The sequence below is a fragment of the Pseudomonas sp. M5 genome (genome assembly GCF_016907075.1).
In the GTDB taxonomy this organism is placed as follows: Bacteria; Pseudomonadota; Gammaproteobacteria; order Pseudomonadales; family Pseudomonadaceae; genus Aquipseudomonas; species Aquipseudomonas putida_E.
In genome coordinates this window covers 3,397,208-3,423,123 of sequence record NZ_JAFBBH010000001.1, presented here as the reverse complement: position 1 = coordinate 3,423,123, position 25,916 = coordinate 3,397,208, and the positions used below count along the sequence as shown (strand labels likewise).

At 62.4% G+C, this 25,916-nt stretch carries 23 protein-coding genes; 11 read left to right on the top strand and 12 right to left on the bottom strand.

The window, feature by feature from the left end:
• Positions 1-134: 134 nt before the first annotated feature.
• Positions 135-1,319, bottom strand: coding sequence for a delta-9 fatty acid desaturase DesA (gene desA, locus JOE27_RS15675; RefSeq protein ID WP_046788210.1), 1,185 nt, complete (start codon positions 1,317-1,319; stop codon positions 135-137).
• A gap of 147 nt (positions 1,320-1,466) precedes the next feature.
• Here desA and dibA point away from each other — a divergent pair, with 147 nt between their 5' ends.
• Positions 1,467-3,362, top strand: a complete 1,896-nt coding sequence (gene dibA / locus JOE27_RS15670) for a phosphodiesterase DibA (RefSeq protein WP_046788211.1) — start codon at positions 1,467-1,469, stop codon at positions 3,360-3,362.
• Positions 3,363-3,424: 62 nt separating this feature from the next.
• Here the strand turns inward: dibA and tcyN are convergent, their stop codons facing one another.
• The 3 genes from tcyN to tcyJ are packed head-to-tail and all read right to left on the bottom strand — an operon-like array spanning position 3,425 to position 5,645.
• A complete protein-coding gene (gene tcyN, locus JOE27_RS15665; RefSeq protein ID WP_046788212.1) occupies positions 3,425-4,183 on the bottom strand; it encodes an L-cystine ABC transporter ATP-binding protein TcyN in 759 nt (252 codons plus the stop codon).
• A 2-nt stretch (positions 4,184-4,185) separates the two neighbouring features.
• Positions 4,186-4,854, bottom strand: coding sequence for a cystine ABC transporter permease (tcyL, locus tag JOE27_RS15660; protein ID WP_039603142.1), 669 nt, complete (start codon positions 4,852-4,854; stop codon positions 4,186-4,188).
• Complete coding sequence (gene tcyJ, locus JOE27_RS15655; protein ID WP_115273135.1) at positions 4,851-5,645, bottom strand: cystine ABC transporter substrate-binding protein; 795 nt, start codon at positions 5,643-5,645, stop codon at positions 4,851-4,853. Before tcyJ ends, tcyL begins: the two co-directional genes overlap by 4 nt.
• A gap of 269 nt (positions 5,646-5,914) precedes the next feature.
• Here tcyJ and epsC point away from each other — a divergent pair, with 269 nt between their 5' ends.
• Both epsC and betT read left to right on the top strand, forming a co-directional pair.
• Complete coding sequence (epsC, locus tag JOE27_RS15650; RefSeq protein ID WP_174141987.1) at positions 5,915-6,847, top strand: serine O-acetyltransferase EpsC; 933 nt, start codon at positions 5,915-5,917, stop codon at positions 6,845-6,847.
• Between the two features lie 245 nt (positions 6,848-7,092).
• Positions 7,093-9,054, top strand: coding sequence for a choline BCCT transporter BetT (betT, locus tag JOE27_RS15645; RefSeq protein WP_217433396.1), 1,962 nt, complete (start codon positions 7,093-7,095; stop codon positions 9,052-9,054).
• Positions 9,055-9,173: 119 nt separating this feature from the next.
• On the opposite strand, the gene tauD is transcribed toward betT, so the two are convergent.
• From tauD to tauA, 4 genes are read right to left on the bottom strand one after another with little or no spacing between them, the layout of a single operon-like run.
• Entirely contained in the window at positions 9,174-10,007 is an 834-nt protein-coding gene (gene tauD / locus JOE27_RS15640) for a taurine dioxygenase (protein ID WP_125924697.1), read from the bottom strand.
• 52 nt (positions 10,008-10,059) lie between these two features.
• Positions 10,060-10,899 carry a taurine ABC transporter permease TauC gene (gene tauC, locus JOE27_RS15635; RefSeq protein ID WP_115273132.1) on the bottom strand — a complete coding sequence of 280 codons (840 nt, stop codon included), beginning with the start codon at positions 10,897-10,899 and terminating at the stop codon, positions 10,060-10,062.
• Positions 10,896-11,684: a taurine ABC transporter ATP-binding subunit gene (tauB, locus tag JOE27_RS15630; RefSeq protein WP_204919177.1), complete on the bottom strand. Its 789-nt coding sequence runs from the start codon at positions 11,682-11,684 to the stop codon at positions 10,896-10,898. Before tauB ends, tauC begins: the two co-directional genes overlap by 4 nt.
• 13 nt (positions 11,685-11,697) lie before the next feature.
• Entirely contained in the window at positions 11,698-12,669 is a 972-nt protein-coding gene (gene tauA / locus JOE27_RS15625) for a taurine ABC transporter substrate-binding protein (RefSeq protein ID WP_204919175.1), read from the bottom strand.
• A gap of 500 nt (positions 12,670-13,169) precedes the next feature.
• On the opposite strand from tauA, the gene JOE27_RS15620 reads away from it, so the two are divergent.
• From JOE27_RS15620 to JOE27_RS15590, 7 genes are all read left to right on the top strand, one after another.
• The gene (locus JOE27_RS15620; protein WP_204919173.1) at positions 13,170-14,504 is read left to right on the top strand and encodes an OprD family porin; all 1,335 of its coding nucleotides are present in this window, start codon (positions 13,170-13,172) and stop codon (positions 14,502-14,504) included.
• A gap of 166 nt (positions 14,505-14,670) precedes the next feature.
• Positions 14,671-15,309, top strand: a complete 639-nt coding sequence (locus tag JOE27_RS15615) for a peroxiredoxin (RefSeq protein ID WP_012316733.1) — start codon at positions 14,671-14,673, stop codon at positions 15,307-15,309.
• 395 nt (positions 15,310-15,704) lie between these two features.
• Positions 15,705-16,670 carry a sulfonate ABC transporter substrate-binding protein gene (locus JOE27_RS15610; RefSeq protein ID WP_174141983.1) on the top strand — a complete coding sequence of 322 codons (966 nt, stop codon included), beginning with the start codon at positions 15,705-15,707 and terminating at the stop codon, positions 16,668-16,670.
• Between the two features lie 60 nt (positions 16,671-16,730).
• Positions 16,731-17,879 carry an FMNH2-dependent alkanesulfonate monooxygenase gene (gene ssuD / locus JOE27_RS15605; protein WP_012316730.1) on the top strand — a complete coding sequence of 383 codons (1,149 nt, stop codon included), beginning with the start codon at positions 16,731-16,733 and terminating at the stop codon, positions 17,877-17,879.
• A 10-nt stretch (positions 17,880-17,889) separates the two neighbouring features.
• Complete coding sequence (gene ssuC, locus JOE27_RS15600) at positions 17,890-18,687, top strand: aliphatic sulfonate ABC transporter permease SsuC (protein ID WP_204919171.1); 798 nt, start codon at positions 17,890-17,892, stop codon at positions 18,685-18,687.
• Positions 18,684-19,496, top strand: a complete 813-nt coding sequence (gene ssuB, locus JOE27_RS15595) for an aliphatic sulfonates ABC transporter ATP-binding protein (RefSeq protein WP_125924691.1) — start codon at positions 18,684-18,686, stop codon at positions 19,494-19,496. The genes ssuC and ssuB overlap by 4 nt, the downstream gene beginning before the upstream one ends.
• A gap of 44 nt (positions 19,497-19,540) precedes the next feature.
• Positions 19,541-19,756 (top strand): molybdopterin-binding protein, encoded by a 216-nt coding sequence (locus tag JOE27_RS15590; RefSeq protein WP_008095172.1) that lies wholly within the window; start codon positions 19,541-19,543, stop codon positions 19,754-19,756.
• A 122-nt stretch (positions 19,757-19,878) separates the two neighbouring features.
• On the opposite strand, the gene JOE27_RS15585 is transcribed toward JOE27_RS15590, so the two are convergent.
• From JOE27_RS15585 to JOE27_RS15570, 4 genes are all read right to left on the bottom strand, one after another.
• On the bottom strand, positions 19,879-20,505 hold the full coding sequence (locus tag JOE27_RS15585; RefSeq protein WP_046788222.1) for a TetR/AcrR family transcriptional regulator: 627 nt from the start codon (positions 20,503-20,505) through the stop codon (positions 19,879-19,881).
• Positions 20,505-22,082, bottom strand: a complete 1,578-nt coding sequence (gshA, locus tag JOE27_RS15580) for a glutamate--cysteine ligase (RefSeq protein WP_204919169.1) — start codon at positions 22,080-22,082, stop codon at positions 20,505-20,507. Before gshA ends, JOE27_RS15585 begins: the two co-directional genes overlap by 1 nt.
• A 154-nt stretch (positions 22,083-22,236) precedes the next feature.
• A complete protein-coding gene (locus tag JOE27_RS15575; protein WP_012316725.1) occupies positions 22,237-22,620 on the bottom strand; it encodes a PaaI family thioesterase in 384 nt (127 codons plus the stop codon).
• Positions 22,620-24,944 carry a Tex family protein gene (locus JOE27_RS15570; protein ID WP_012316724.1) on the bottom strand — a complete coding sequence of 775 codons (2,325 nt, stop codon included), beginning with the start codon at positions 24,942-24,944 and terminating at the stop codon, positions 22,620-22,622. The genes JOE27_RS15575 and JOE27_RS15570 overlap by 1 nt, the downstream gene beginning before the upstream one ends.
• A 227-nt stretch (positions 24,945-25,171) precedes the next feature.
• Between JOE27_RS15570 and ompR the strand changes: the two genes are divergently transcribed.
• Positions 25,172-25,912, top strand: coding sequence for a two-component system response regulator OmpR (gene ompR / locus JOE27_RS15565; RefSeq protein ID WP_046788224.1), 741 nt, complete (start codon positions 25,172-25,174; stop codon positions 25,910-25,912).
• Positions 25,913-25,916: the final 4 nt, after the last annotated feature.

Here is a 25,916-nt window from a genome sequence, read left to right as displayed (position 1 = left end):
GAGCGGCTCTCGACGGGTAAGCGTGCGGCCAAAGACCGGCCCGCCACGCGGGCGATGTGCCGGCTTTGAGTGGTTTTTCAGGGGGGAAGTTCCAGCGTGCACGCCCCGTTGCGGGGCGTGCCGATCAACGGTGCTCAGGCGCCGTTCGGGCGCAGGGAGTAGGTTTTCAACTGCGCGGCGAAGTCGTGCAGGGCGTGAATGCCACTGGCTTCCGCCTCGTGCACCCAGTCTTTCATGGCGGCCAGCATGTCGTGACCATTGGCGCTGGTACGGGCCCAGATCTGCTGCAAGGCCAAGCGTTTCTCATAGATGGTCTTGAGTGCCTGGCTCTGCTCAAGCAGGGACTCGATGCGCACATGGTGACGCTCTTCGAGCAGGCTGGGTTCCCGCGACAGCAGGCGTTTGGCCCGGCGGAAGCGATGGCGTACCGACGCATCGACCTTGGCCAGTTCCTGTTTGACCAACGGGCCGATCACCAGCTTGCGGTACTGGGCCATGATCTGGAAACGGTTGTTGAGGATGGCCATGGTGGTGTCCATGTCCAGGTTGGCCTTGCCTTCGACGCGATGGGCGATAGGCGCCACCCGTTGTACTTTGGCCAGCCGCAGCAGGCACAACAGGCGTATCCAGGCCCAGCCGGCATCGAACTCCCAGCGCTTGACCGACAGCTTGGCCGAATTGGGGTAGGTGTGGTGGTTGTTGTGCAGTTCTTCGCCACCGATGACGATGCCCCATGGCACCAGGTTGGTAGCAGCGTCGCGGCACTCGAAGTTGCGGTAGCCCACCGCATGGCCCAAGCCGTTGACCACACCCGCTGCCCAGAACGGAATCCACATCATCTGCACCGCCCAGATGGTAATGCCGATGGTGCCGAACAGCAGCAGGTCGAGCACCGCCATCAGGGCGATACCGCCATGTTTGTAGCGTGAGTAGAGATTGCGCTCGATCCAGTCATCCGGGCAGTTTTTGCCGTAGATGCGCAGGGTTTCGGGGTTGAGTGCTTCTTCCCTGTAGAGTTCGGCGCCTTTGCGCAGCACCGTGCCCAGGCCTTTGTGCACTGGGCTGTGCGGGTCGTCCGGGGTTTCGCACTTGGCGTGGTGCTTGCGGTGCACTGCTGTCCACTCGCGGGTGTTCTGCGCCGTGGTCAGCCACAGCCAGAAGCGGAAAAAGTGCTTGAGCGCGCCATTGAGCTCCAGGGCACGGTGGGCGGAGTAGCGGTGCAGATAAATGGTGACGCTGATGATGGTCACGTGAGTCATCAGCAGGGTAACGCCAACCAGTTGCCAGGCCGACAAGTCGAGCAGACCGTAATACCACATAGGTGTCAAAACCCTCGAAGACACAGGGGAAGGCTCTGATTATCCCTTGGCAGGGAAATAAAACCAGTCACCCTTGCAGATAGGACGTCACGGCATGTTTCTGCCTCTATAATGCCCCATCATTTTTCATGGACTTTTGTTGCCGACATGTCTGTTTCCGTTCGCGACGCCTTGCGCATGGCCGCGCTGTATCTGGTGCTCTCGATCCTCTGGCTGGTGCTGTCAGAGGTGGTTTTGCGCAGCATGTCTGAAGACCCTCTGGCCTTGGCCGTGGGGCGGCAGATCAATGTTGTTCTATGGGTGCTGGCCAGCGCGGGGCTGATTTTCTTTACCCGTGCCCGTCTGCTCAATTTCATCGGTGTCGGCGCACGTCTTCGCAGCGAAGACCGCGCCCGCCTGCGTATGGCCGCAGCCGTGTTCGACAGTACCCTGGAGGGCGTGCTGGTCACTGACCGCCAGGGGCTGATCGTGCACGTCAACCGTGCCTTCATGCGGATCACGGGTTACCAGCAGGACGAAGTGCTCGGCCAGCGCCCGAGCAAGTTCAAGTCGGGCCGGCACGGCGTGCCGTTCTATCAGCAGATTTATGCCACCCTGGCAGAGAAGGGCGAGTGGAGCGGGGAGATATGGAACCGGCGCAAGAGCGGTGAAATCTACCCGCAATGGCAGACAATCCGCGCCATACACGATGATGGCGGTGAGATGACCCATTATGTCGCGGTTTTCAGCGACATCAGCGCGATCAAGCATACCGAGCAGGAACTGGCCTACCTGGCCCATCACGACCCCCTTACCGGCTTGCCCAACCGTCTGCTGTTCAACGACCGGGCCGAGCAGGCACTGGCTTCGGCACAGGCCAACAAGCGAGGATGTGCTTTGTTGCTGCTTGACCTTGACCACTTTCAAAGCATCAACGACGGCTTGGGCCACACCATCGGTGATCAGCTGCTCAAGCTGGTAGGCGAGCGTCTGGCCGAGGTGGTGGGCAATGGCGTGACCTTGGCGCGCCTGGGCGGTGACGAGTTTGGTGTGCTGGCAGAGAACTGCCAGCAGGTCGGCCAGGCCGGCAAACTGGCACAGGCGCTCATCGAACGCATGCGTGAACCGTTCGAGTTCGACGGGCATCGGCTGTTCATCAGCGTCAGCGTTGGCATCAGCCTGTTCCCCAGCGATGCGTTGAGCGCCGAACAGCTACTGCGCAACGCCGACTCGGCGCTGTTCAAGGCCAAGCACAATGGCCGCGCCTGTTACGCGCTGTACACCGAAGAGCTGACAGCACACGCCCAGCACCGGGTGGAAACGGCAGGCGAGCTGCGCCGTGCGCTGGCGCAAGACGAACTGCGGGTGTTCTACCAGCCGGTGTTCGACCTGTTCACCTCGAAGATGGTCGGGGTGGAGGCACTGGTGCGTTGGCAGCACCCGCAACGTGGCTTGGTGCCGCCAAGCGAATTCATCCCTATCGCCGAGCGTACCGGGCTGATTGCCGACATCGATGCCTGGGTGCTGCGCGAGGCGTGCCGGCAGATGGTCAGTTGGCAGGCTGACGGGCGCCTGCTCGAGTTCGTTGCGGTCAACATCTCCAGCCGGTTGTTCGGCCAGCGTGAGCTGTACCGGCAAGTGGCCGGGGTGTTGCACGAAACCGGTCTGGATCCGTCGCTGCTGGAGGTGGAGGTGACCGAGAGTGCAGTCATGGAAGACCCCGAAGTCGCGCTGGAGCAGTTGCACCGGCTGCGTGAGCTGGGCTTGAACCTGGCAATCGATGACTTTGGCACCGGCTACTCGTCGTTGCTGCGGCTAAAGCGCCTGCCGGTGCAGAAGCTGAAGATCGACCAGGGCTTCGTCGCCGGCTTGCCGGTGGATGACGACGACGTCGCGATCGTGCGGGTGATCATCGCCCTGGCCCGGAGCATGGGCATGCAGGTGCACGCTGAAGGCATCGAGCAGCCGGAGCAGGCCAGGTTCCTGCTGGAGCAGCAGTGCCAGCTGGGGCAGGGCTACTGGTTCGGGCGGCCCGTGCCGGCTGAGGGTTTGCGTTGGAACTGAGTAGGGCCGCTTCGCGCCCCATCGCCGGTTTGCCGGCGATGGGCCAGTGAAACGAATGCCGATTATTCGGAAGCCGCAGTCCCGAGAAACTTGCGCAAGAACTGCCGCGTCCGCTCTTCCTTGGGATTGGCAAACAGCGCCTTGGCCTCGCCCTGCTCGACGATCACCCCCTTGTCGAAGAAGATCACCCGGTTAGCGACATCACGCGCAAAGCTCATCTCATGGGTGACGATGATCATGGTGCGCTTTTCTTCCGCCAGGCCGCGGATGGTCGCCAGCACCTCGCCGACCAGCTCAGGGTCGAGCGCCGAGGTGGGTTCATCGAACAGAATCACCTCAGGTTCCATGGCCAGCGCCCGGGCGATGGCAACGCGCTGTTGCTGTCCGCCCGAAAGGCGTTTGGGGTAGGCGTCTTCCTTACCTGCCAGGCCGACCTTGGCCAGCAGCTTGCGGCCCAGCTCGATGGCTTGGGCGCGGGGCGTCTTCTTGACGATCACCGGCCCTTCGATGACGTTTTCCAGCGCTGTGCGATGAGGGAACAGGTTGAAGCTCTGGAACACGAAGCCGGCCTGCTGGCGCAAACGGCGAATGGCACTTTGCTGATTGCCAAGGGGACGGTTGGCATCAATGCTGATGGCACCGATCTGAATGCGCCCGGCGTCTGGCGTTTCCAGCAGGTTGAGGCACCGCAGGAAGGTGGTCTTGCCCGAGCCGCTGGGGCCGATGATGGCCACCACTTCGCCCGGTTGCACGGTCAGGTCGATGCCGTTGAGCACGGTCTGGCCTTTGAACTGCTTGGTCAGGCCTTCTACTACGATCATCTTCAGTGCTCCTGGTCGTGCTGGTTGACCCGCGCTTCCATGCGGTTCTGGAAGTGCGCGAGGATGCTGCAGAGGACCCAGTAGACCACCGCAACGGCCAGGTACATGGTGAATACTTCGAAAGTGCGCGCAGTGATCAGCTGCGCCTGGCGGAACAGCTCGGGCACCTGGATGGTCGCCGCCAAGGCGGTGTCCTTGACCAGCGAGATGAAGCTGTTACCCAGCGGTGGCAATGCCGTGCGCAGTGCTTGCGGCAGGATCGCCCGGCGCATGGCCTGGGTGCGGGTCATGCCGATGCTGGCGGCTGCTTCCCACTGGCCACGGTCGATCGAGGAGATCGCCGCACGCAGGATTTCGCAGATGTACGCTGCCATGTTCAGCGACAGGCCAATCAGCGAGGCCGGGATCGGGTCGAGTTCGATGCCGATCTGCGGCATGCCGAAGTAGATCACGAACAGCTGCACCAGCAGCGGCGTGCCCCGGAAGAACGACACATAGATGCGTGCCAGCCAGTCCAGCGGCAGGATCTTCGACAGGCGCATCAGTGCCAGGGCAAAACCCAGTACCAGGCCGAAGAACATGCCGCCGACACTCAGCAGCACTGTATAACCCGCACCCTTGAGCAGGAAGGGCGCGGAATCGACAACGAGTTGCAGGCTTTCAGCGATCATTTGGTGACATCGGCACCGAAGTATTTCTCGGACAGCTTGGCCAGGGTGCCATCGGCCTTGAGCTTGTCGATGGCCTTGTTGATGGCCGCCAGCAGCTCCGGCTCACCCTTGCGCAGGGCCACGCCGCTTTCCAGGCGCGAGAAGGCGTCGCCGGCAAGCTCGGTGTCCTTGGCTTTTTGCGCGTATTCCAGGGCGGCCAGGCGGTCGATCAGGATGGCGTCGATACGGCCGTTGCGCAGGTCGGCGAACTTGCTTGGGTCATCTTCGTAGGTGCGCACTTCAGCGTTCGGAACGTCCTGCTTCACCCACTGTTCGTAATTGGTGCCCAGGCCCACGCCGACCTTCTTGCCGGCCAGGTCCTGCGCGGTCTTGATGTTCAACTGCTCGGCTTTCTTCTTCAGGATCAGCGCCTGGATGCCGGAGACGGTGTAGGGCTCGGAGAAGTCGTACTTCTTCTTGCGCTCCTCGGAGATGGTCACTTGGTTGACCACCACGTCCAGGCGCTTGGATTCCAGCGCTGCAAGGATGCCATCCCATTTGGTTGGCTGGATCTTGGCCTTGACGCCCAGCTCCTTGGCCAGCAGTTCTGAAAACTCGACCTCGAAGCCGGCGAGCTTGCCGTTTTCATCCTGGAAGCTGAACGGCGGGTAGGTGCCCTCGAGGCCGACGTTGATCACGCCTTTTTCCTGGATGGTTTTCAGTTGCTCGCCGGCGAATGCCTGGCTGAACAGACCGGTGCCCAGCAGGATGGCCAGGCTGGCATTGAGAAGCGGTTTGGCGAATTTCGACATGTCAGGCCCCGCGCTTGTTGTGGAAGTGGTGGGTGGCGACTATAGGGTTGGCTTCATAGGCCAGGAAATAATAAAAACTTATTTTGTTATTTCCTTTTTGATCTGTGCCGGGTTTTGGCTGCTTTGAGGGTAGGCGACGATGCCGGGTCCGTCATCGCGGCTTATGCCCGACTTAGCGCAGGATGGAATAAAGCGTTGTTTTTTCCAAGGGGCTGATTTGCCGTAAAGTGGATTGCAAACTATCTGATTGGCCCTGGCAGGAGATCACCGTGAGCGAACAACCTTCATCCGCGCATTGGCAGTTGCACAATATTGTCAGCGGCCTGCGCAGCGCCCGTGAGCAGTGGCGAAGCCACAATGGCCGCAGCATTGGCGAGCAGGGCGGGCGCGAATTGCCCTCGCGCGAGGCCATTCGCCAGGTCCTCGAGCAGTTGTGCGGTGCGCTGTTCCCGATGCGTTTGGGCCCGGTCGACCTGCGCGAAGAGAGCGAGGACTTCTACGTTGGCCACACCCTCGACGCCGCGCTGACCGCGTTGCTGGCCCAGGCACGTCTGGAACTGCGCTATGCCGCGCGCCAGAGCAATGCCGACCTGGCCGCCGTCGATGCCCAGGCACTGCGCCTGATCCAGGATTTTGCCGCCGCCCTGCCAGGCCTGCGCGTGCTGCTCGACACCGATGTACTTGCCGCCTACCACGGTGACCCGGCCGCGCGCAGCGTCGATGAAGTGCTGCTGTGCTACCCGGGCATACTCGCCATCATCCATCACCGACTGGCCCACCATTTGTACCAGGCCGGTTTGCCATTGTTGGCGCGAATCTGTTCGGAGCTGGCGCATTCGGCCACGGGTATCGATATCCACCCGGGCGCGCAGATCGGCCCGAGCTTCTTCATCGACCACGGTACCGGTGTGGTGATCGGCGAGACTGCGATCATCGGTGAGCGTGTGCGCATCTACCAGGCGGTGACCCTTGGCGCCAAGCGCTTCCCGAGCGATGAGTCGGGTACGTTGCACAAAGGCCTGGCCCGCCACCCGATCGTCGAGGACGATGTTGTGATCTATGCGGGGGCGACCATCCTGGGAAGGATCACCATTGGTAAAGGTTCGACCATTGGCGGCAATGTGTGGCTGACCCGGAGTGTGCCGGCCGAAAGCAACATTACCCAGGCCAATCTACAGTTGGATTGCCAGGGCAAGAATTGACCTGAATGCTTCACTGCCTGTACCGGCCCTATCGCCGGTGCAGGAATGTGCCGATCAGCAGCCCGGGTCGCATCGAATCCCGATCCATGTTTAACTTGAACGCTTGTTCAACGAAAAAACGCTGGTCCGCTGCCGGTGTTCAACAGGAGGATTCCTTTGCTGAACCCGTTCATTCCGAACCTCACGTCAATCGACGAGGTGCATGCCCCATGAGTGCACCGACCCCTTCCAACAGCCAGATCCGCATGAACCCTCCGGTGTTCTATTTTGCGGCAAGCTTCATCCTCATCTTCGGCCTGGTGGTCATCGCCCAACCTCAAGCAGCGGGCGACTGGCTCTTGGCTGCGCAGAACTGGGCGGCCAATACGGTCGGCTGGTACTACATGCTGGCCATGACCCTGTACCTGGTCTTCGTGGTGGTCACCGCCTTGTCCGGCTACGGCAAGATCAAGCTCGGTGCCGACCACGACGAACCCGAGTTCAGCTACCTGTCGTGGGCCGGCATGTTGTTCGCCGCCGGTATCAGCATCACCCTGTTCTTCTTCTGCGTTTCCGAACCTCTGACCCACATGCTCCAGCCCCCCCAGGGTGAGGCGGGCACGGCGGAGGCCGGGCGCCAGGCGATGCAGATACTGTTCCTGCACTGGGGCCTGCATGGCTGGGGCGTGTTTGCCTTCGTCGGCATGGCGCTGGCCTACTTCGCCTACCGCCACAACCTGCCGCTGGCTTTGCGTTCGGCGCTGTACCCGCTGATCGGCAAGCGTATCAACGGGCCGATCGGTTACGCGGTAGACGGTTTCGGCATCATCGCCACGGTGTTCGGCCTGGGCGCCGACATGGGCTTCGGGGTGCTGCACCTCAATGCCGGCCTCGACTACCTGTTCGGCATCAGCCATAGCCAATGGGTGCAGATCGCGCTCATCGTCCTGATGATGGGCGCTGCGGTGGCCGTAGCGGTCGCGGGGGTGGAGAAAGGTGTGCGGGTGATGAGCGACATCAACCTGTTCCTGGCCTGTGCCCTGCTGCTGTTCGTGCTGTTCGCCGGGCCCACCCAGCACCTGTTCAATACCCTGATCCAGAACCTTGGCGATTACCTTGGCGCCCTGCCACGCAAGAGCTTCGACGTCTATGCCTACGGCGAAAACCGTGACTGGCTGGGCGGCTGGACGGTGTTCTACTGGGCCTGGTGGATTGCCTGGGCGCCTTTCGTGGGGCTGTTCATCGCCCGTATCTCGCGTGGCCGCACCATCCGTGAATTCGTCTTCGGTGTGCTGCTGATCCCGCTGGGCTTCACCCTGGCGTGGATGTCGATCTTCGGCAACAGCGCGCTGGACCAGGTGCTGAACCACGGCATGACCGCGCTCGGCCAGTCGGCCATCGATAATCCGTCGATGAGCTTGTACCTGCTGCTGGAGACCTACCCGTGGAGCAAGACAGTCATCGCGGTGACGGTGTTCATCAGCTTCGTGTTCTTCGTCACATCGGCGGACTCGGGCACCGTGGTGCTGTCGACCTTGTCCGCCAAGGATGGCGGTGCTGATGAAGACGGGCCGAACTGGTTGCGGATCTTCTGGGGCGCGATGACCGCGCTGATCACTAGTAGCCTGCTGTTTGCCGGCAGCATCGATTCGCTCAAATCGGCGGTGGTGCTGACCTCGCTGCCGTTCTCGTTGATCCTGCTGTGCATGATGTGGGGGCTGCATAAGGCGTTCTACCTGGAGTCGCAGCGCCAGATCGCCCAGTTGCATTCGCTGGCACCGTTCGCGCAGTCCCGCCGTGGCCGTGGTGGCTGGCGCCAGCGCCTGAGCCAGGCGGTGCACTTCCCGTCACGCGATGAGGTGTACCGCTTCATGGACGACGTGGTGCGCCCGGCGATTGCCGATGTGCGCGAGGTGTTCGAGCAGAAAGGCCTGGTACTGGTGACCCAGGACGACCCCAGCCATGACAACGTCAGCCTGAAAGTGGGCCATGGTGAAGAGCAGCCGTTCATCTATCAGGTGCAGATGCGCGGGTATTTCACACCGTCGTTCGCGCTGGGTGGGTTGGGGACGCAGGATTTGAAGAACCGCCGTTATTACCGGGCGGAGGTGCACCTTAGCGAGGGCAGCCAGAACTACGACCTGGTGGGCTACAGCAAGGAGCAGATCATCAACGACATCCTCGACCAGTACGAGCGGCATATGCAGTTCTTGCATTTGGTCCGCTAGACCGCCGGGGCCGCTGTGCGGCCCTTTCGCGACACAAGGCCGCTCCAACAGGGATACGCGATTGCCTGTAGGAGCGGCCTTGTGTCGCGAAAGGAGGCCAAAGGCCTCCCAAGGTTCTTTCAGAACGGCGCATCCCCCAGGATGGTCGCCCGATGCATCACCCGCCGGTTCGGCCGGTAATCATCCACCGCAAAATGCTGAGTGACGCGGTTGTCCCAGAACGCCACGTCGTTCTCCTGCCAGCGCCAGCGGATGCTGAACTCCGGCCGCGTCGCATGGGCGAACAGCAGCTTGAGCAGCGCCTCGCTCTCCAACTCGCTCAGCTCATTGATCCGCGTGGTGAACCCTTCATTGACGAACAACGCCTTGCGGCCGCTCACCGGGTGCGTACGAACAACCGGGTGTGACAGCGGCGGGTTGTTGCGCCGGGCCGCTTCCCAGCGCGCCAGGTCCTCAGGCGTAGTGCCAAAGCGCTCGAGCGGGAACGACTTGGTGAAATCGTGCGTTGCAGTCAGGCCATCGAGCATCTCGCGCAGCGGGGCCGACAGGGCTTGGAAAGCGGCAATGCCGCTGGCCCACAAGGTATCGCCGCCATAGGCCGGCAACTGCTTGGCACTGAGCACCGCACCCAGCGCCGGGGTCGGCAGGAAGGTCACGTCGGTGTGCCACACGGCATTATCGCGTACGTCGGTGACCGCAGTGTCGAGTATCAGCACCTGCGGGGTTTGCGGTACGTTGGGGTAGATCGGGTGGATGTGCAGGTCGCCGAAGCGCGCGGCAAAGCGCGCTTGCTGCTCGGGTGTGATCGGCTGGTCCCGGAAGAACAACACCTGGTGTTGGAGCAGTGCCTGCTCGATGGCGTCGCGCTGCTCGACGGTAATCTCGCCGCTGATGTCCACGCCGCTGATCTGGGCGCCGAGGGCCGGGCTGAGGGGGGTAACGGTCAGGCTCATGTCTTTTCTCACTCCAGGCGCCGGGTAGCCGGCGTGGTCAGTCCGCAATCGGTCAGTGGCTTTGCCCATGCCAGGGCACCAGCTTGCGCTGCAGGGCGCGCAGGCCCATCTCCAGGGCGAAGGCGATCAGGGCGATCAGCAGGATGCCCAGCACCACCACGTCGGTCACCAGAAACTGCGCCGCCGACTGCACCATGAAGCCCAGGCCGCTGGTGGCAGCGATCAGCTCGGCGGCTACAAGGGTCGACCAGCCCACGCCCAGGCCGATACGGATGCCGGTGAGTATGTCGGGCAGGGCGCTGGGCACGATCACATGGCGGATCAGTTGCACCTTGGTCGCCCCCAGCGATTGCGCAGCGCGCAATCTGGCCGGGTCGACGGTGCGCACGCCGGTGGCCGTAGCGATGGCGATCGGGGCGAAGATTGCCAGGTAGATCAGCAGTACCTTGGACAACTCGCCGATACCGCACCAGATGACGATCAGTGGCAGGTAGGCCAGTGGCGGTATGGGGCGGTAGAACTCGATCAGTGGGTCGAGGATGCCTCGGGCCACACGGTTGTAGCCGATGGCGATACCGGCCGGGATGGCGGTCAGGGTCGCGGCAACCAGCGCCAGGCCGATGCGGCCCAGGCTCGCGCCCAGGTGTTGCCACAGGCTGGCGTCCATGTAGCCTTGGGTGAGCAAGCTGCAGGCTTTGGCCAGGATGTCGCCGGGCGCTGGCAGGAACAGTGGCTCGATCCAGCCGGCGGCGGTCACCAGCCACCAGACCAGCAGCAGGCTGGCCAGGGTTAGCGTGCTGATCCAGCGGGTGGAAAGCTGGCGGCGCGCTTTATCAACGGGCCGGGCTTGGCTGTCGCGCTTGCTGGCGACCGGCAGATCAAGGCTGCTCATGCGTGCTCCTGCAGGCTTTGGCGTTGAGAGAAAACCCGCGCCAGCACATGCTCGCGAGTTTCAATGAAGCGTGGGTCAGACTTGATGGCCCGGGCCGATTCGCCAGCGGCATAACGTTGGCCGAAGTCCAGCTGCAGGCGCTCGACCACGCGGCCTGGGTCTGGGGCCAACAGCACCAGTTCGGTTGCAAGGAATACGGCTTCTTCAATGTCGTGAGTGATCAGGAACACCGGTTTGGCGGTGCGCTGCCAGACCTGCAGCAACAGTTCCTGCATCTGCTCGCGGGTGAACGCATCGAGGGCGCCGAACGGCTCGTCCATCAGCAGTACCCTTGGGTCGGCCGCCAGCGCGCGGGCCAGGCCCACACGCTGCTTCTGGCCACCGGACAGTTGCCAGATGCGCCGCTCGCCAACGCCATCCAGATCGACCAGTGCCAGCATTTCCCGTGCCTTGGCCTCTCGCTTGCCGCGGGCTACACCAGCCAGCTCCAAACCGAAGGCGACGTTGCCCAGCACGTTCTGCCACGGCAGCAGAGCATCGTCCTGAAACACCACGCCGCGTTCGGCGCCGGGGCCTTGCACCGGCACGCCGTCAAGGGTGATGCGCCCCCCGCTGGGGGCGACAAAGCCCGCGATCAGGTTGAGCAGCGATGTCTTGCCGCTGCCGGAGGGGCCCAGTGCTACCAGCAGCTGGCCTGGGCCCAGGCTGAGGTTGATGTCGGCCAGCACAGGGGTGCTGGCGCCGGGGTACTGTGCGCTGATGCGCTCCAGTTCTAGCAAGGCCATGACGGGCTCCGGATCAATTGGGCAAGAACTTGGCGCTGACGTAGGCCGAATAGTCCGGCAACACGGCGTCGACCTTGCCTTGCTGCTTGAGGAAGGTGGCGGTGTCGGTCAGCGCTTGAGTGGTCGGTGCGCCCAGGGCGTTGGCCTGGTCGGCGGCCAGCGGGTAGACGTTGCCTTGCAACAGAGCAGGAATATCACTGGCCTTGGCACCGGACAGCTTCACCAGCTTGGCCACGTTGTCCTTGTTGGCAAGCCAGGCCGTCGGGTCTTTGCGGTAGTCGGCGTAGGCGTCGAGGGTGACCTTGGCGAAGGCTTTGACCACCTCGGGGTGCTTGTCGGCGAAGTCCTTGCGCACGATCCAGGCATCGAAGGTCGGTGCGCCTTTCTCGGCCAGCTCCCCGGAGGTGATCAGCACCTTGCCGTTTTCCTTGGCCACGCCCAGGGCCGGGTCCCAGACGTAAGTGGCGTCGATGTCGCCGCGCTTCCAGGCAGCGATGATCGCCGGTGGGGCGAGGTTGAGGATCTGCACCTTGGACGGGTCGATGTTCCAGCTCTTCAGCGCGGCCAGCAGGCTGTAGTGGCCGGTGGAAACAAAGGGCACGGCGACTTTCTTGCCGATCAGGTCTTGTGGGGTCTTGATGCTGTCGCGGGCCACCAGCGCTTCGCCGGCGCCGATCTGGGTGGCGATCAGGAAGGTTTCCACCGGCAGCTTGCGGGTGGCGGCAGCGGCCAGCGGGCTGGAGCCCAGGTAGCCGATCTGTACATCGCCGCTGGCTACCGCGGTGATCACATCGGCGCCGTTATCGAACTTGCGCCAGTCGATGCTGGCCTTGCTGGCTTTTTCGTAGTCGCCATCGACCTGGGCCACCTTGGCCGGGTCGACGGTGGTCTGGTAGGCGACGGTCAGGTCGGCGGCCTGGGCGAACCCGCTGGTGCCGGCGAGGGTCAGGGCGGCGAGCAAGCGCAGTGGCGTGTGCGGGATCATGGTCGAACCTCTTGTCAGGCAATCGGTGTGATGAATGGCAAGAAGGCTAGATGATCTAAGAAATAGAAAATAAATAACTTTTTGGAATTAGCATAGGAGCCATTCGCTTTAAGCGGAAGGGCTCGATCAGGCTTCTGGGCGAAGACCAAGTGAAATGGTCGGTCTTTTTCCGCTTAACAGAGCAATTGGAAATAAGGATATGAGCAAACGTTTGCAAATAACCTAAAGCTATTACAAGCGTCTGCCGATACAGCTTTTGGCAGTAAAGGTTTCAACCATATGCCTTAAAAATCTTACAAATTCATAAAACGGTCATTTTGGATTTATAGGATTGTCATTATCCTGTAGCGCAGGTGGCGTCTTAGACCAAAGTCGTGAAATGTTCAGTAACGATTGACTTGCTGGTCACTCTTTGGGACTAAATCGCCAGTCCACGGTGAGCAGGGCATCAGATCCCGCCGCCAGAGATACACAAAAATTAGAACGTAGAGGAGCAAAACATGTACAAGTCCAGCCTGGCTCTGGCCGTGGCACTGGGGGTTCTCGCCCAACAAGCAGGCGCTGCCGGTTTCGTTGAAGACAGCAAATTGTCCCTCAGCTCGCGCACCATGTATTTCGACAATAACAACCGTGAAGCCCATAGCGATCCGCGCCCGGATCAGCGTGAGTCTGGCCAGGGTTTCAAGCTCGATTATATTTCCGGCTTCACTGAAGGCACTGTCGGTTTCGGTGTTGATGCACAGGCTCTGTGGGGCATCCAGCTGGATGGCGGCCGCGGCTATCACAAAAGCGGTTTCATGCCCGATGATAGCGATGGTTCTGCGGTAAGCCAGTGGGGACGCTTCGGCGCCAATGCCAAGGCTCGCTTCTCCAAGACTGAAGCCCACTTCGGTAGCGCGCTGGCACCTAACCTGCCAATCTTGGTTGCCAACGATGGTCGTCTGCTGCCGCAAACCTTTGAAGGTGGCACGATCCAGTCGAAGGAAATCGACAATCTGACCATCAACGCCGGTCAGCTGACTCACGCCATGGGCCGTGCTTCGAGCAACCGTACCGGCCTGTCCGTGGCGGGCGGCACCCAAGACAGCAACAAGTTCCGCTACGGCGGCCTGGACTACAAGCTCACGCCCGACCTGACCCTGCAGTACTACTACTCGAACCTGGAAGACTTCTACAAGCAGCACTTCCTGGGCGCGACGCACGTGTTCAAGATCGCCGACGATCAGTCGTTCAAGACCGACCTGCGTTACTTCGACAGCAGCAGCGACGGCAAGAACGGTGAAACTGGTTACCGCTTCAACAACAACAATGGCTATGCCAAGAACGCCGGCGAGGTAGATAACAAGACCTGGTCTGCCATGTTCACCTACACCTTGGGTGGCCATGCGCTGATGCTCGGTCACCAGCGCGTCAGTGACGACGGCGGTTTCGTCTGGCTGAACCAAGGCAACGTGGTTGATGGCAATGGCCGCAACGAAGGCGCTACCGGTTCCAGCTTCTACCTGTTCACCGACAGCATGATCAACCAGTTCGCCAAGGCCGGTGAGAACACCACCTTCGGTCAGTACTCGTATGACTTCGCGCGTCTGGGTGTGCCTGGCCTGAAAGCTTCGGTTTCTTACCTGAAAGGTGAAGACGGCAAAAACGCCAACGGGAACGGTACCTTCAGCGAGTGGGAGCGTGATGCACGCGTCGACTACGTGATCCAGGAAGGCACATTCAAAGGCTTGGGGGCCAGCCTTCGTCACGGCGTTTACCGTGGCACTGGCACCAGCTCGCTGGCTGACCAGGATCAGACCCGTCTGATCTTCAACTACACTTACAATTTCCTGTAAGCCGTAGCTGAACAAGAAGCCTCGCCTAGTGCGAGGCTTTTTTGTGCCTGCAACTCGAAGTGCGATTAAGTTATAAACAAATCATTATTTATTCTTTTTGTTTTTATCTGAATGCAGGCACATTGAACCTCACAAGGCCAGCCCTTAGCACAGGAGCCGCACCCCCATGAGCCTCAAACTCGGCGACATCGCCCCCGACTTCGAACAAGATTCCAGCGAAGGTACGATCCGCTTCCACGAGTGGCTCGGTAACAGCTGGGGTGTGCTGTTCTCTCACCCGGCCGACTTCACCCCGGTGTGCACCACCGAGCTGGGCCTGACCGCCAAACTCAAGGACGACTTCGCCAAACGTGGGGTCAAGGCCATCGCCCTGTCCGTAGACCCGGTCGACTCGCACCACAAGTGGATCGAGGACATCAACGAGACCCAGAACACCGTGGTCAACTTCCCGATCATCGCCGACGCCGACCGCAAGGTTTCCGACCTGTACGACCTGATCCACCCGAACGCCAGCGACACCCTGACCGTGCGCTCGCTGTTCGTCATCGACCCGAACAAGAAGGTGCGCCTGACCATTACCTATCCAGCCAGTACCGGGCGCAACTTCAACGAAATACTGCGGGTGATCGACTCGCTGCAGCTCACCGACAACCACAAGGTGGCCACGCCAGGTAACTGGCAGGATGGCGACGAAGTGGTGATCGTGCCTTCGCTGAAGGATGAGGACGAGATCAAGCAGCGCTTCCCGAAAGGCTACCGCGCTGTAAAACCCTACCTGCGGCTGACCCCGCAACCCAATCGCTGAAGCATTCTCGTTGCATTGCTCTTAGCCATAGCAGGGATATTCGGGCCGTTTCGACGGCCCTTTTTTATGCCTGCACAAACCGCTTCAGGCGTGGGGCTGCTGCGCAGCCCATCGCGACACAAGGCGCGGCTCCTCGTAGGAGCGGCCTTGTGTCGCGAAAGGGCCGCAAAGCGGCCCCAATATCAAAGAATCACCAAAGTACTTTATGGAATAAACAAATGAAAAAATATGATTTCTAGGAATATACCAAGGCTGCTAATGTCAGCCCTCAGGTGCAACACTTCCAGCGCTGGAGCATCTGAACCGGCACAACGGCTTTATCGCGTCATCCACCTTACTCGCCCGTCAACGAGGCAAGCAGGTGCAACCCGAACCTACTCGCACAGGAGAGCGCCATGCGCACAGTCTTCTTGCGTCGTGGTCTGGTCGCCCTGTTTGCGGCGGCTGTGTCCTTCGGCGTCATTACCCAAGCCCAGGCTGAAAGCCTGCGTATCGGCTATCAGAAATACGGCACCCTGGTGCTGCTCAAAGCCAAGGGCACGCTGGAAAAGCGCCTGGCCGATCAGGGCATCCAGGTGCAATGGACCGAATTCCCAGGTGGCCCGCAGCTTCTCGAAGGCTTGAATGTCGGCTCCATCGACTTTGGCGTAACTGGTGAAACGCCGCCGGTATTCGCTCAGGCCGCCGGTGCCGATCTGCTCTATGTGGCCTACGAACCGCCTGCGCCGCACAGTGAAGCGATCCTTGTACCGAAGGGTTCGCCGATCCAGTCGGTGAAGGAACTCAAAGGCAAGAAAGTTGCGCTCAACAAAGGTTCGAACGTGCACTACCTGCTGGTCCGCGCCCTGGAAGAGGCCGGCCTCAAGTACAGCGATATACAGCCCGTCTACCTGCCGCCGGCCGATGCCCGCGCCGCGTTCGAGCGTGGCAGCGTCGATGCCTGGGTGATCTGGGACCCGTACCAGGCCGCCGCCGAACAGCAGCTGCAGGCACGCACCCTGCGTGACGGCAAAGACCTGGTCGACAACCACCAGTTCTACCTGGCCACCCGCAACTACGCGACCCAGCATCCGGCTGTGATCAACGCCCTCATCGAAGAAGTACGCGCCGTGGGCAAATGGTCACAGGCCAACCCGCAGGAGGTGACCGACCAGGTCGCTGCGCTGCTCGGGCTGCCCGCCGACATCACCCTGACTTCGGTCAAGCGCCAAGGCTACGGTGCCGCGCCGCTGACCCCCGAGGTGGTGGCCGCACAACAGAAAATCGCCGACACCTTCCAGGCGCTGAAGCTGATTCCCAAGCCGCTGAGCATCAAGGACGCGATCTGGACACCCCCGGCCAAGGTCGCCAGCGCGCCTTGATTGATTCGCCTGTGCCGGGGTGCCGCTGTGGCCCTCGCCACCTTTGAGGAGACAACTCCAATGAGCCTTAACATTTTCTGGTTCCTCCCCACCCACGGTGACGGCAAGTACCTGGGCACATCCGAGGGCGCCCGTGCGGTCGATCACGGTTACCTGCAACAGATTGCCCAGGCCGCCGACCGTCTCGGCTTTGGTGGTGTGCTGATCCCTACCGGGCGTTCCTGCGAGGATTCCTGGTTGGTGGCAGCATCGCTGATCCCGGTGACCCAGCATCTGAAATTCCTGGTTGCCCTGCGTCCAGGCATCATTTCGCCAACGGTCGCGGCGCGCCAGGCGGCAACCCTGGACCGCCTGTCCAACGGCCGGGCACTGTTCAACCTGGTCACCGGTGGCGACCCCGACGAGCTGGCCGGTGATGGCCTGCACCTGAACCACCAGGAGCGCTACGAAGCCTCGGTCGAGTTCACGCGTATCTGGCGCAAGGTGCTGGAGGGAGAGAACGTCGACTACCAAGGCAAGCACATCCAGGTGAAGGGCGCCAAGCTGCTCTATCCGCCCATTCAGCAACCACGCCCGCCTCTGTATTTCGGTGGCTCGTCCGAAGCCGCCCAGGATCTTGCTGCCGAGCAGGTCGAGCTGTACCTGACCTGGGGCGAGCCGCCAGCCGCTGTTGCCGAGAAAATCGCTCAGGTGCGGGAGAAGGCTGCCGCGCAGGGCCGCGAAGTACGCTTTGGTATCCGTCTGCATGTGATCGTGCGGGAAACCAACGACGAAGCCTGGGCCGCGGCAGACCGCCTGATTTCGCACCTGGACGACGACACCATCGCCCGTGCCCAGGCTTCGCTGGCGCGCTTCGACTCGGTGGGCCAGCAGCGCATGGCCGCATTGCATGGCGGCAACCGTGACAACCTCGAAGTCAGCCCCAACCTGTGGGCGGGTGTCGGCCTGGTACGCGGTGGCGCCGGTACCGCGCTGGTCGGTGATGGCCCGACTGTCGCAGCGCGGGTCAAGGAATACGCAGACCTGGGGATAGATACCTTCATCTTCTCAGGTTACCCACACCTGGAAGAGTCCTACCGCGTTGCCGAGCTGCTGTTCCCGCACTTGGACGTGCAGCGCCCGGAGCAACCGCAGACCGGTGGCTACGTGAGCCCGTTCGGCGAGATGGTGGCCAACGACATCCTGCCCAAGTCCGTGTCGCAGAGCTGAGGGCGCAGCCATGAGTCGTGCAACGTCCTCCACTCTGACCCAGCGCCTGGCGCCGTGGGCGCTGCCGGTACTGCTGTTGGCCATCTGGCAGCTGGCGGTCAGTGCTGGCTGGTTGTCGACGCGCATCCTGCCTGCACCCAGCGCCGTAGTCAGCGCCGGTGTCGAGCTGGTGCGCAGCGGTGAAATCTGGACCCACCTGGCCATCAGCGGCTGGCGTGCCGGCCTGGGCTTTGTGATCGGTGGCAGCATTGGGCTGGTGCTGGGCTTCATCACCGGTCTGTCGAACTGGGGCGAACGCCTGCTCGACAGCTCGGTGCAGATGATCCGCAACGTGCCGCATCTGGCGCTGATCCCGCTGGTGATCCTGTGGTTCGGTATCGACGAGTCGGCAAAGATCTTCCTGGTCGCGCTGGGCACGCTGTTCCCGATCTACCTGAACACCTACCACGGTATCCGCAACGTCGACCCGGCGCTGGTGGAAATGGCCCGCAGCTATGGCCTGTCCGGCTCCGGCCTGTTCCGCCAGGTGATCCTGCCGGGTGCGCTGCCCTCGATCCTGGTCGGTGTGCGCTTTGCCCTGGGCTTCATGTGGCTGACCCTTATCGTTGCCGAAACCATTTCGGCCAACGCAGGTATCGGTTACCTGGCAATGAATGCCCGTGAATTCCTGCAGACCGACGTGGTGGTCCTGGCCATCGTCCTGTATGCCGTGCTCGGCAAGCTCGCCGACCTCGCCGCCCGCGGCCTGGAACGTGTCTGGTTGCGCTGGCACCCGGCCTACCAAGTCGCCAGGAAGGAGGGCGCATGACCATTCTCAAGGAACAACCGCCGCGCTTGTTGCGGGGTATCCCGCTGGCCGCCAATGGCCTGCGCAAGACCTTTGGCCAGCGTGAAGTGTTGCGTGGTATCGACCTGCACATTCCGGCCGGCCAGTTCGTTGCCATCGTCGGGCGCAGCGGCTGTGGCAAGAGCACCTTGCTGCGCCTGCTGGCCGGGCTCGACCAGCCCGGCGCCGGTGAGCTTCTGGCCGGTGCCGCACCGCTGGCCGAGGCCCGCGAAGATACCCGCCTGATGTTCCAGGACGCTCGCCTGCTGCCTTGGAAAAAGGTGATCGACAACGTCGGCCTGGGCCTGTCCGGCCACTGGCGCCCCCGTGCGCTGGAAGCACTGGAGGCGGTTGGCCTGGCTGACCGCGCCAATGAATGGCCGGCAGCGCTCTCGGGTGGTCAGAAGCAGCGCGTGGCGTTGGCCCGGGCGCTGATTCATCAGCCACGCCTGCTGCTGCTGGACGAGCCGCTGGGTGCGCTGGATGCCCTGACCCGTATCGAGATGCAGCAACTGATCGAACGCCTGTGGCGTCAGCACGGCTTCACCGTGCTGCTGGTCACCCATGACGTCAACGAAGCCGTTGCCGTGGCCGACCGGGTGATCCTTATCGAGGACGGGGCAGTCGGCCTGGACCTCAATGTCGATCTGGCACGGCCAAGGGTGCGTGGTTCGCACCGTCTGGCCGCGCTGGAAAGCGAAGTGCTCAACCGTGTTCTGTCGGCCCCGGGCACTGCGCCCGAGCCGGACCCTGTAGCCCCTTTGCCCACGCAACTGCGTTGGGCGCACTGAATGACTCACTTACCAGACTGAAGCCATAGAGAAGGAAGCACATCATGACTATCAAAGCCATCAACGTCCGCAACCAGTTCAAAGGCACCGTGAAAGAAATCCTCGAAGGCCCGGTATTGTCGGAAATCGATGTGCAGACCGCTTCCGGCATCGTCACCTCGGTGATCACCACCCGCTCTGTGAAGGAGCTGGAACTGCAGGTGGGCAGTGAAGTGATCGCTTTTGTGAAATCGACTGAAGTGTCCATCGCCAAGCTGTGATGTGGGCATTTGGGGCTGCTTTGCAGCCCTTTCGCGACACAAGGCCGCTCCTACAGGGGAACGCGATTTCCTGTAGGAGCGGCCTTGTGTCGCGAAAGGGCCGCAGGGCGGCCCCAGCAAGATCAGCGTTTGGCAAGAAACGGCGGCAGGTACAAGCCCAGGTACGCCTCGAACACCCGCTTGCCTTCCTCGGCCATGCGCGGGGTGATCGCCTCGTGCAACTGTACCGAGCGCGCATACACCCGGTCGCTCAACTCCATGGCCAGTGCAAACACATCCACGTCCGCTGGCATTACCGGCAACCGGAAATGCTGGTCGAACAGTTTGTGCATCAACTCACCCAGCTCCATGTCGTGCTGCCGGTCCGCCTGCACCACTTCGCTCAGGCCATGCTGGGCCAGGATCAACTGACGCGCTGCAGCATCCTCGTTGTAGATGTCGAGCATGCGCTGTTCGATCAACCGTGAAAGCTCATGCCAGGTGCCGAGCGCACTGCTGTCTATCGGTGCGCTCAACGCCTCGCGAAAAGCCCGGTGCACATCGGCCGTCAGCGCTTCGAGCAGTGCCGGCACGCTGGCAAAGAAGTGATACACCGACGAGGGTGGAATCTGCGCCCGTTCGGCCACGCTGTAGATCGACAATGCTGCCACCCCTTGCTCGGCCAACAGCTCGCGCGCCGCCGCCAGGATCGCCTCGATCCTGGCCTGGCTGCTGGCGCGCGGCTTGCGCGGGGTGGTGCTGCGGGTCATCAGTTGCTGATCGCCAGGATGCTGGCCTGGTAGGCGCCGACGAACTGGTCGAAGTCGCCGACTTCCTGCTGCTCGAGGCGTGACTGCTCGGCCAGCGAATTGCGGGCGAGGGTCTCGTAGGCTTGCTGGCGCTCTGTGGGCAGCGGTTGCTCACGGAACGTTTGCGCGTGCAGGCGGCTCTGGCGCAGCGAGAACTGGATGAAGCTTTCCTCATGCTCGCTCATGCGCGCGAGCACCTGGGCCGATGGCGTCAGCGAAGCGTCGTCGACTTTGGCCTGCTGTGCGGCCAGGGCTTTGGCATGTTCGTCGCCGCCTTGAGCGTGATCGAGCAGCTCAGCCAGCTGGCCGATGCGCCCAAGCAAGTCGCTGGCCCAGGCTTTCAGCTCGATCGGTTGGCCCTCACGGCGCAGCTCAAGGCCTGGGCGACGGCCTTCCTTGACCACACTCAGGAAGTTGTCGGTGCACTGGCCGCATTCGCCATTGTCCAGCAGCGGGCTGTCTTCCAGGGCACAGAACAACAGAAACGCATCGAGGAAGCGCGCCTCGGTCAGGTCGATGCCTACCGGCAGGAACGGGTTGATGTCCAGGCAGCGTACCTCGACATACTGTACGCCGCGTGAGGTCAGGGCCTGGATCGGCCGCTCGCCGGTGTAGGTGACACGCTTGGGGCGGATGTTCGAGTAGTACTCGTTCTCGATCTGCAGGACGTTGGTGTTCAACTGCACCCATTCGCCGTCGACGTGCGTGCCGATCTCGACGTAGGGCGGGTAGGGCGTGCCCACCGCCTTGCGCAGGCTGTCGGTATAGCTGGCCAGGTTGTTGTAGCAGGGAGTGAGGCCGGCCTGGGCGTTGCTCTGGTAGCCCAGGTCGCTCATGCGCAAGCTGGTAGCGTAGGGCAGGTACAGGGTTTCGGCGTCCAGCTCTTCGAGCTGGTGCGGGCGGCCACGCAGGAAGCCTTTGTCCAGGGCTGGCGAGGCACCGAACAGGTACATCAGCAGCCAGCTGTAACGGCGGAAATTGCGGATCAGCGCAATGTACGCCGCCGACTGGTAGTCGCGGTCGCTCTGGTCGTTGCCCTCGGCGGCGCGCAGCAGCGGCCACAGCGCTTCAGGCAACGAGAAGTTGTAGTGGATGCCGGCGATGCACTGCATGGTGCGGCCGTAGCGCAGGGCCAGGCCCTTGCGGTAGACGTGCTTGAGCTTGCCGATGTTCGAGGTCCCGTACTCGGCGATCGGGATGTCCTCCTCGGCCGGCAGCGTGCACGGCATCGACGGGCTCCACAGCAATTCGTCGCCAAGCTTGCTGTAGACGAAGCGGTGGGTTTGCTCGAGGCTTTCCAGCACTTGGGCCGGGTCGGGCAGGGCCGGGGTGATGAACTCCAGCAGCGACTCGGAATAATCGGTGGTGATCTGCTCGTTGGTCAGCGCCGAACCCAGGCTTTCCGGATGCGGGGTCTGAGCCAGGCGACCTTCGTCGGTGACGCGCAGGCATTCGCGCTCAATACCGTGCAGGCACTGCTTGAGCAGGGGGAGATTGGCGCCGAGCAGGCTCAGGCGGCGGTTGAGGAGGTCGCTCAAGATGGTTTCCTTCACGCATCAGTCGCCCCAATATGGGGGTAGAGTTGACGGTCTACAAGGGTAGGAGGAAAGGAACTGGCGTTGTCGCCTGGTTTACGCGGTTACGGCAGTGCCAGCGCACTGCCGCAAAATACCGCAGATACCGTTTGGTGAGCTAGAGAACCGCGAAGGTTCCCTGCGCTTTGGCGACCAGTTTGTCGCCTTGGACTACGTCGGCGTCGACCACCAGGGTACGGCGCCCGGCGTGCAGCACCCGCGCCGTGCACAGTACCTCGCCGTCACCGACCGCACGCATGTAGTTGATCTTGCATTCGATGGTCACGCTCTGCTGGTCGAAACCATGGCTGGCCGAGCAGGCCAGGCCCATGGCGATGTCCACCAGGCTGAAAATGGCCCCGCCGTGCAGCTTCTGGCCGCGGTTGCGCAGGTGCGGCTCAAGCGCCAGTGCCACCTCTGCAACGCCGGTGTCCAGGCGTTGCAGGCGGCAGCCCAGCAGCTGGCTGTAGGCGCTTTCAACGAGCTCTTTGGGGATCTCCATCACTTCTTTTTCAACTGCTTGGCGTTGGCAAAGAGCGCAGCCATGGCGTTGTTCGCCGGGGCGGCGCTAGCGGTTTCGCGCTGGCGTGGTGCCTGCTGCTGACGGTTGCCGCCATTGCCACGGTTGCCACCACGGTTGCCTTCGACTTTTTCGCCCGGGGTATCGCTCATGCGCATGGACAGGCCGACACGTTTGCGCGGGATGTCCACTTCCATGACCTTGACCTTGACCACGTCACCGGCCTTGACCGCTTCGCGCGGGTCCTTGACGAACTTCTCGGACAGCGCCGAGATGTGCACCAGGCCGTCCTGGTGCACGCCGATGTCGACGAACGCGCCGAAGTTGGTGACGTTGGTGACCACGCCTTCGAGAATCATGCCGGGCTCCAGGTCCTTGAGGTCTTCGACGCCGTCCTGGAAGGTGGCGGTCTTGAACTCGGGGCGCGGGTCACGGCCGGGCTTGTCCAGTTCCTGGAGGATGTCGGTGACGGTGGGCAGGCCGAAGGTCTCATCGGTGAACTGCTTGGGGTCCAGGCGCTTGAGGAAGCCGCTGTCGCCGATGAGCGAGCGGATGTCACGGCCGGTGTCGGCGGCGATGCGTTTTACCAGCGGGTAGGCCTCGGGGTGCACGGCGGAGGCATCCAGCGGGTTGTCGCCGTTCATTACGCGCAGGAAGCCCGCGGCCTGTTCGAAGGTTTTCTCACCCAGGCGGCTGACCTTCTTGAGTGCGGCACGGGTGGCGAACGGGCCATTGGCGTCGCGGTGCGCGACGATGTTCTGCGCCAGGGTAGCGTTGAGGCCGGAGATGCGGGTCAGCAGCGCGACCGAAGCGGTGTTGACGTCCACGCCCACGGCGTTCACACAGTCCTCGACCACCGCGTCCAGGCCGCGGGCCAGCTTCACCTGAGACACATCGTGCTGGTACTGGCCGACACCGATGGATTTGGGGTCGATCTTCACCAGTTCGGCCAGCGGGTCCTGCAGGCGGCGGGCAATCGACACGGCGCCACGGATCGACACGTCCAGGTCAGGGAATTCACGGGCAGCCAGCTCCGATGCCGAGTACACCGACGCACCGGCTTCGGAGACCATGATCTTAGTGATCTTCAGCGCCGGGTATTTTTTAACCAGCTCGGCGATCAGCTTGTCGCTCTCGCGGCTGGCGGTGCCGTTGCCAATGGCGATCAGCTCCACCGAGTGTTTGGCGCACAGTGCGGCCAGTACCGAGATCGTGCGGTCCCAGTCGTTGCGCGGTGCGTGCGGGTAGACCGTGGCCGTGTCCAGCAGCTTGCCGGTGGCATCGACCACCGCGACCTTGCAGCCGGTACGCAGGCCCGGGTCGAAGCCCAGGGTAGCGCGCGGGCCGGCCGGGGCGGCCAGCAGCAGGTCGTGCAGGTTGTGGGCGAAGACGTTGATCGCCTCGCTTTCGGCGTTGTCGCGCAACTCACCGAACAGGTCGGTTTCCAGGTGGGTGTACAGCTTGACCTTCCAGGTCCAGCGCACCACCTCGCCCAGCCACTTGTCAGCCGGCCGGTTGCGGTTTTCCACGCCGAAGTGGCTGCCAATCATCATTTCGCAGGGGTGCAGGGTGCCCGGCAGCTCTTCGCCAACCTTCAGCGATGCGCTCAGCACGCCTTCGTTACGGCCGCGGAAAATGGCCAGTGCACGGTGCGACGGGCAAGTGCGCAATAGTTCGTCATGGGCGAAATAATCGCGGAACTTGGCGCCTTCCTCTTCTTTGCCCGCCACCACACGGGCGCTGAGCACCGCTTCCTGCTTGAGGAAGTTGCGCAGCTTGTCGAGCAGGGCAGCGTCTTCGGCGAAGCGCTCCATGAGGATGTACTTGGCGCCCTCGAGGGCGGCCTTGACGTCGGCGACACCCTTGTCGGCATCGACGAAGCGCGCGGCTTCGCTTTCCGGCGCCAGTTGCGGGTCGTTGAACAGGCCGTCGGCCAGCTCGCCCAGGCCGGCTTCCAAGGCGATCTGGCCCTTGGTGCGGCGCTTTTGCTTGTACGGCAGGTAAAGGTCTTCGAGGCGGGTCTTGGTGTCGGCCAGCTTGATCTCGCGGGCCAGCTCAGGGGTCAGCTTGCCCTGCTCCTCGATGCTGGACAGGATGCTCGCACGGCGCTCGTCCAACTCGCGCAGGTAGCGCAGGCGCTCTTCCAGGTGGCGCAACTGGGTGTCGTCCAGGCTACCGGTCACTTCCTTGCGGTAACGGGCGATGAAGGGCACGGTAGAGCCTTCGTCCAACAGGCCCACGGCCGCCTCGACCTGCTGAGGGCGTACGCCCAGTTCCTCGGCGATACGGCTGTTGATGCTGTCCATGTAAACCACCTGACAATTGTGAATACGGGGGCTGCGAGGCGCTTGTTCCGCCCGGCGGCGCTGGAGAAAGCCGCGCATTATACCCTTCGGAGAAGGCTTGCGGTGATGGCGCCAGGCCAGTTGCAGAGCCCGGGAAGTGGCGCCGGGGGAAAAATCTGCTAACAATGCTCACGGCACGCGTGGCAATGGCTACGCCATAATGCGCGGCGATCTCAGAGGAGTTATTCATGACCGGCACCGCAAACAACGCTGAAGGTGACAAGATTCTCATCGTCGACGACGATCCGGGGCTCAGCAGCCTGCTGGAACGTTTCTTCACCAGCAAGGGCTACCGTGCCCGCGCGGTGCCCAACACCGAACAGATGGACCGCCTGCTGCAGCGCGAGGTATTCAACCTGGTGGTGCTCGACCTGATGCTGCCGGGCGAGGATGGCTTGTCCGCGTGCAAGCGCCTGCGCCAGTCGAACAACCAGATCCCGATCATCATGCTCACCGCCAAGGGTGACGAACTCAGCCGCATCAAGGGGCTTGAGCTGGGCGCTGACGATTACCTGGGCAAGCCGTTCAACCCGGACGAGCTGATGGCGCGGGTCAAGGCCGTGCTGCGCCGTCAGGCACCGACGGTACCGGGCGCCCCGGGCAGCGAGGACGAGTCGGTCACTTTCGGCGATTACGAGCTGTCGCTGGCCACCCGTGAACTCAAGCGTGGCGAAGAAGTGCACATGCTCACCACCGGTGAATTCGCCGTGCTCAAGGCCCTGGTCATGCACGCCCGTGAGCCGTTGACCCGCGACAAGCTGATGAACCTGGCCCGTGGCCGTGAGTGGGATGCCCTGGAGCGCTCGATCGACGTACAGATTTCGCGCCTGCGCCGCATGATCGAACCGGACCCTTCCAAACCGCGGTATATCCAGACTGTGTGGGGCGTAGGTTACGTCTTCGTACCGGACGGAAACGCTGGCAAATGAAGCC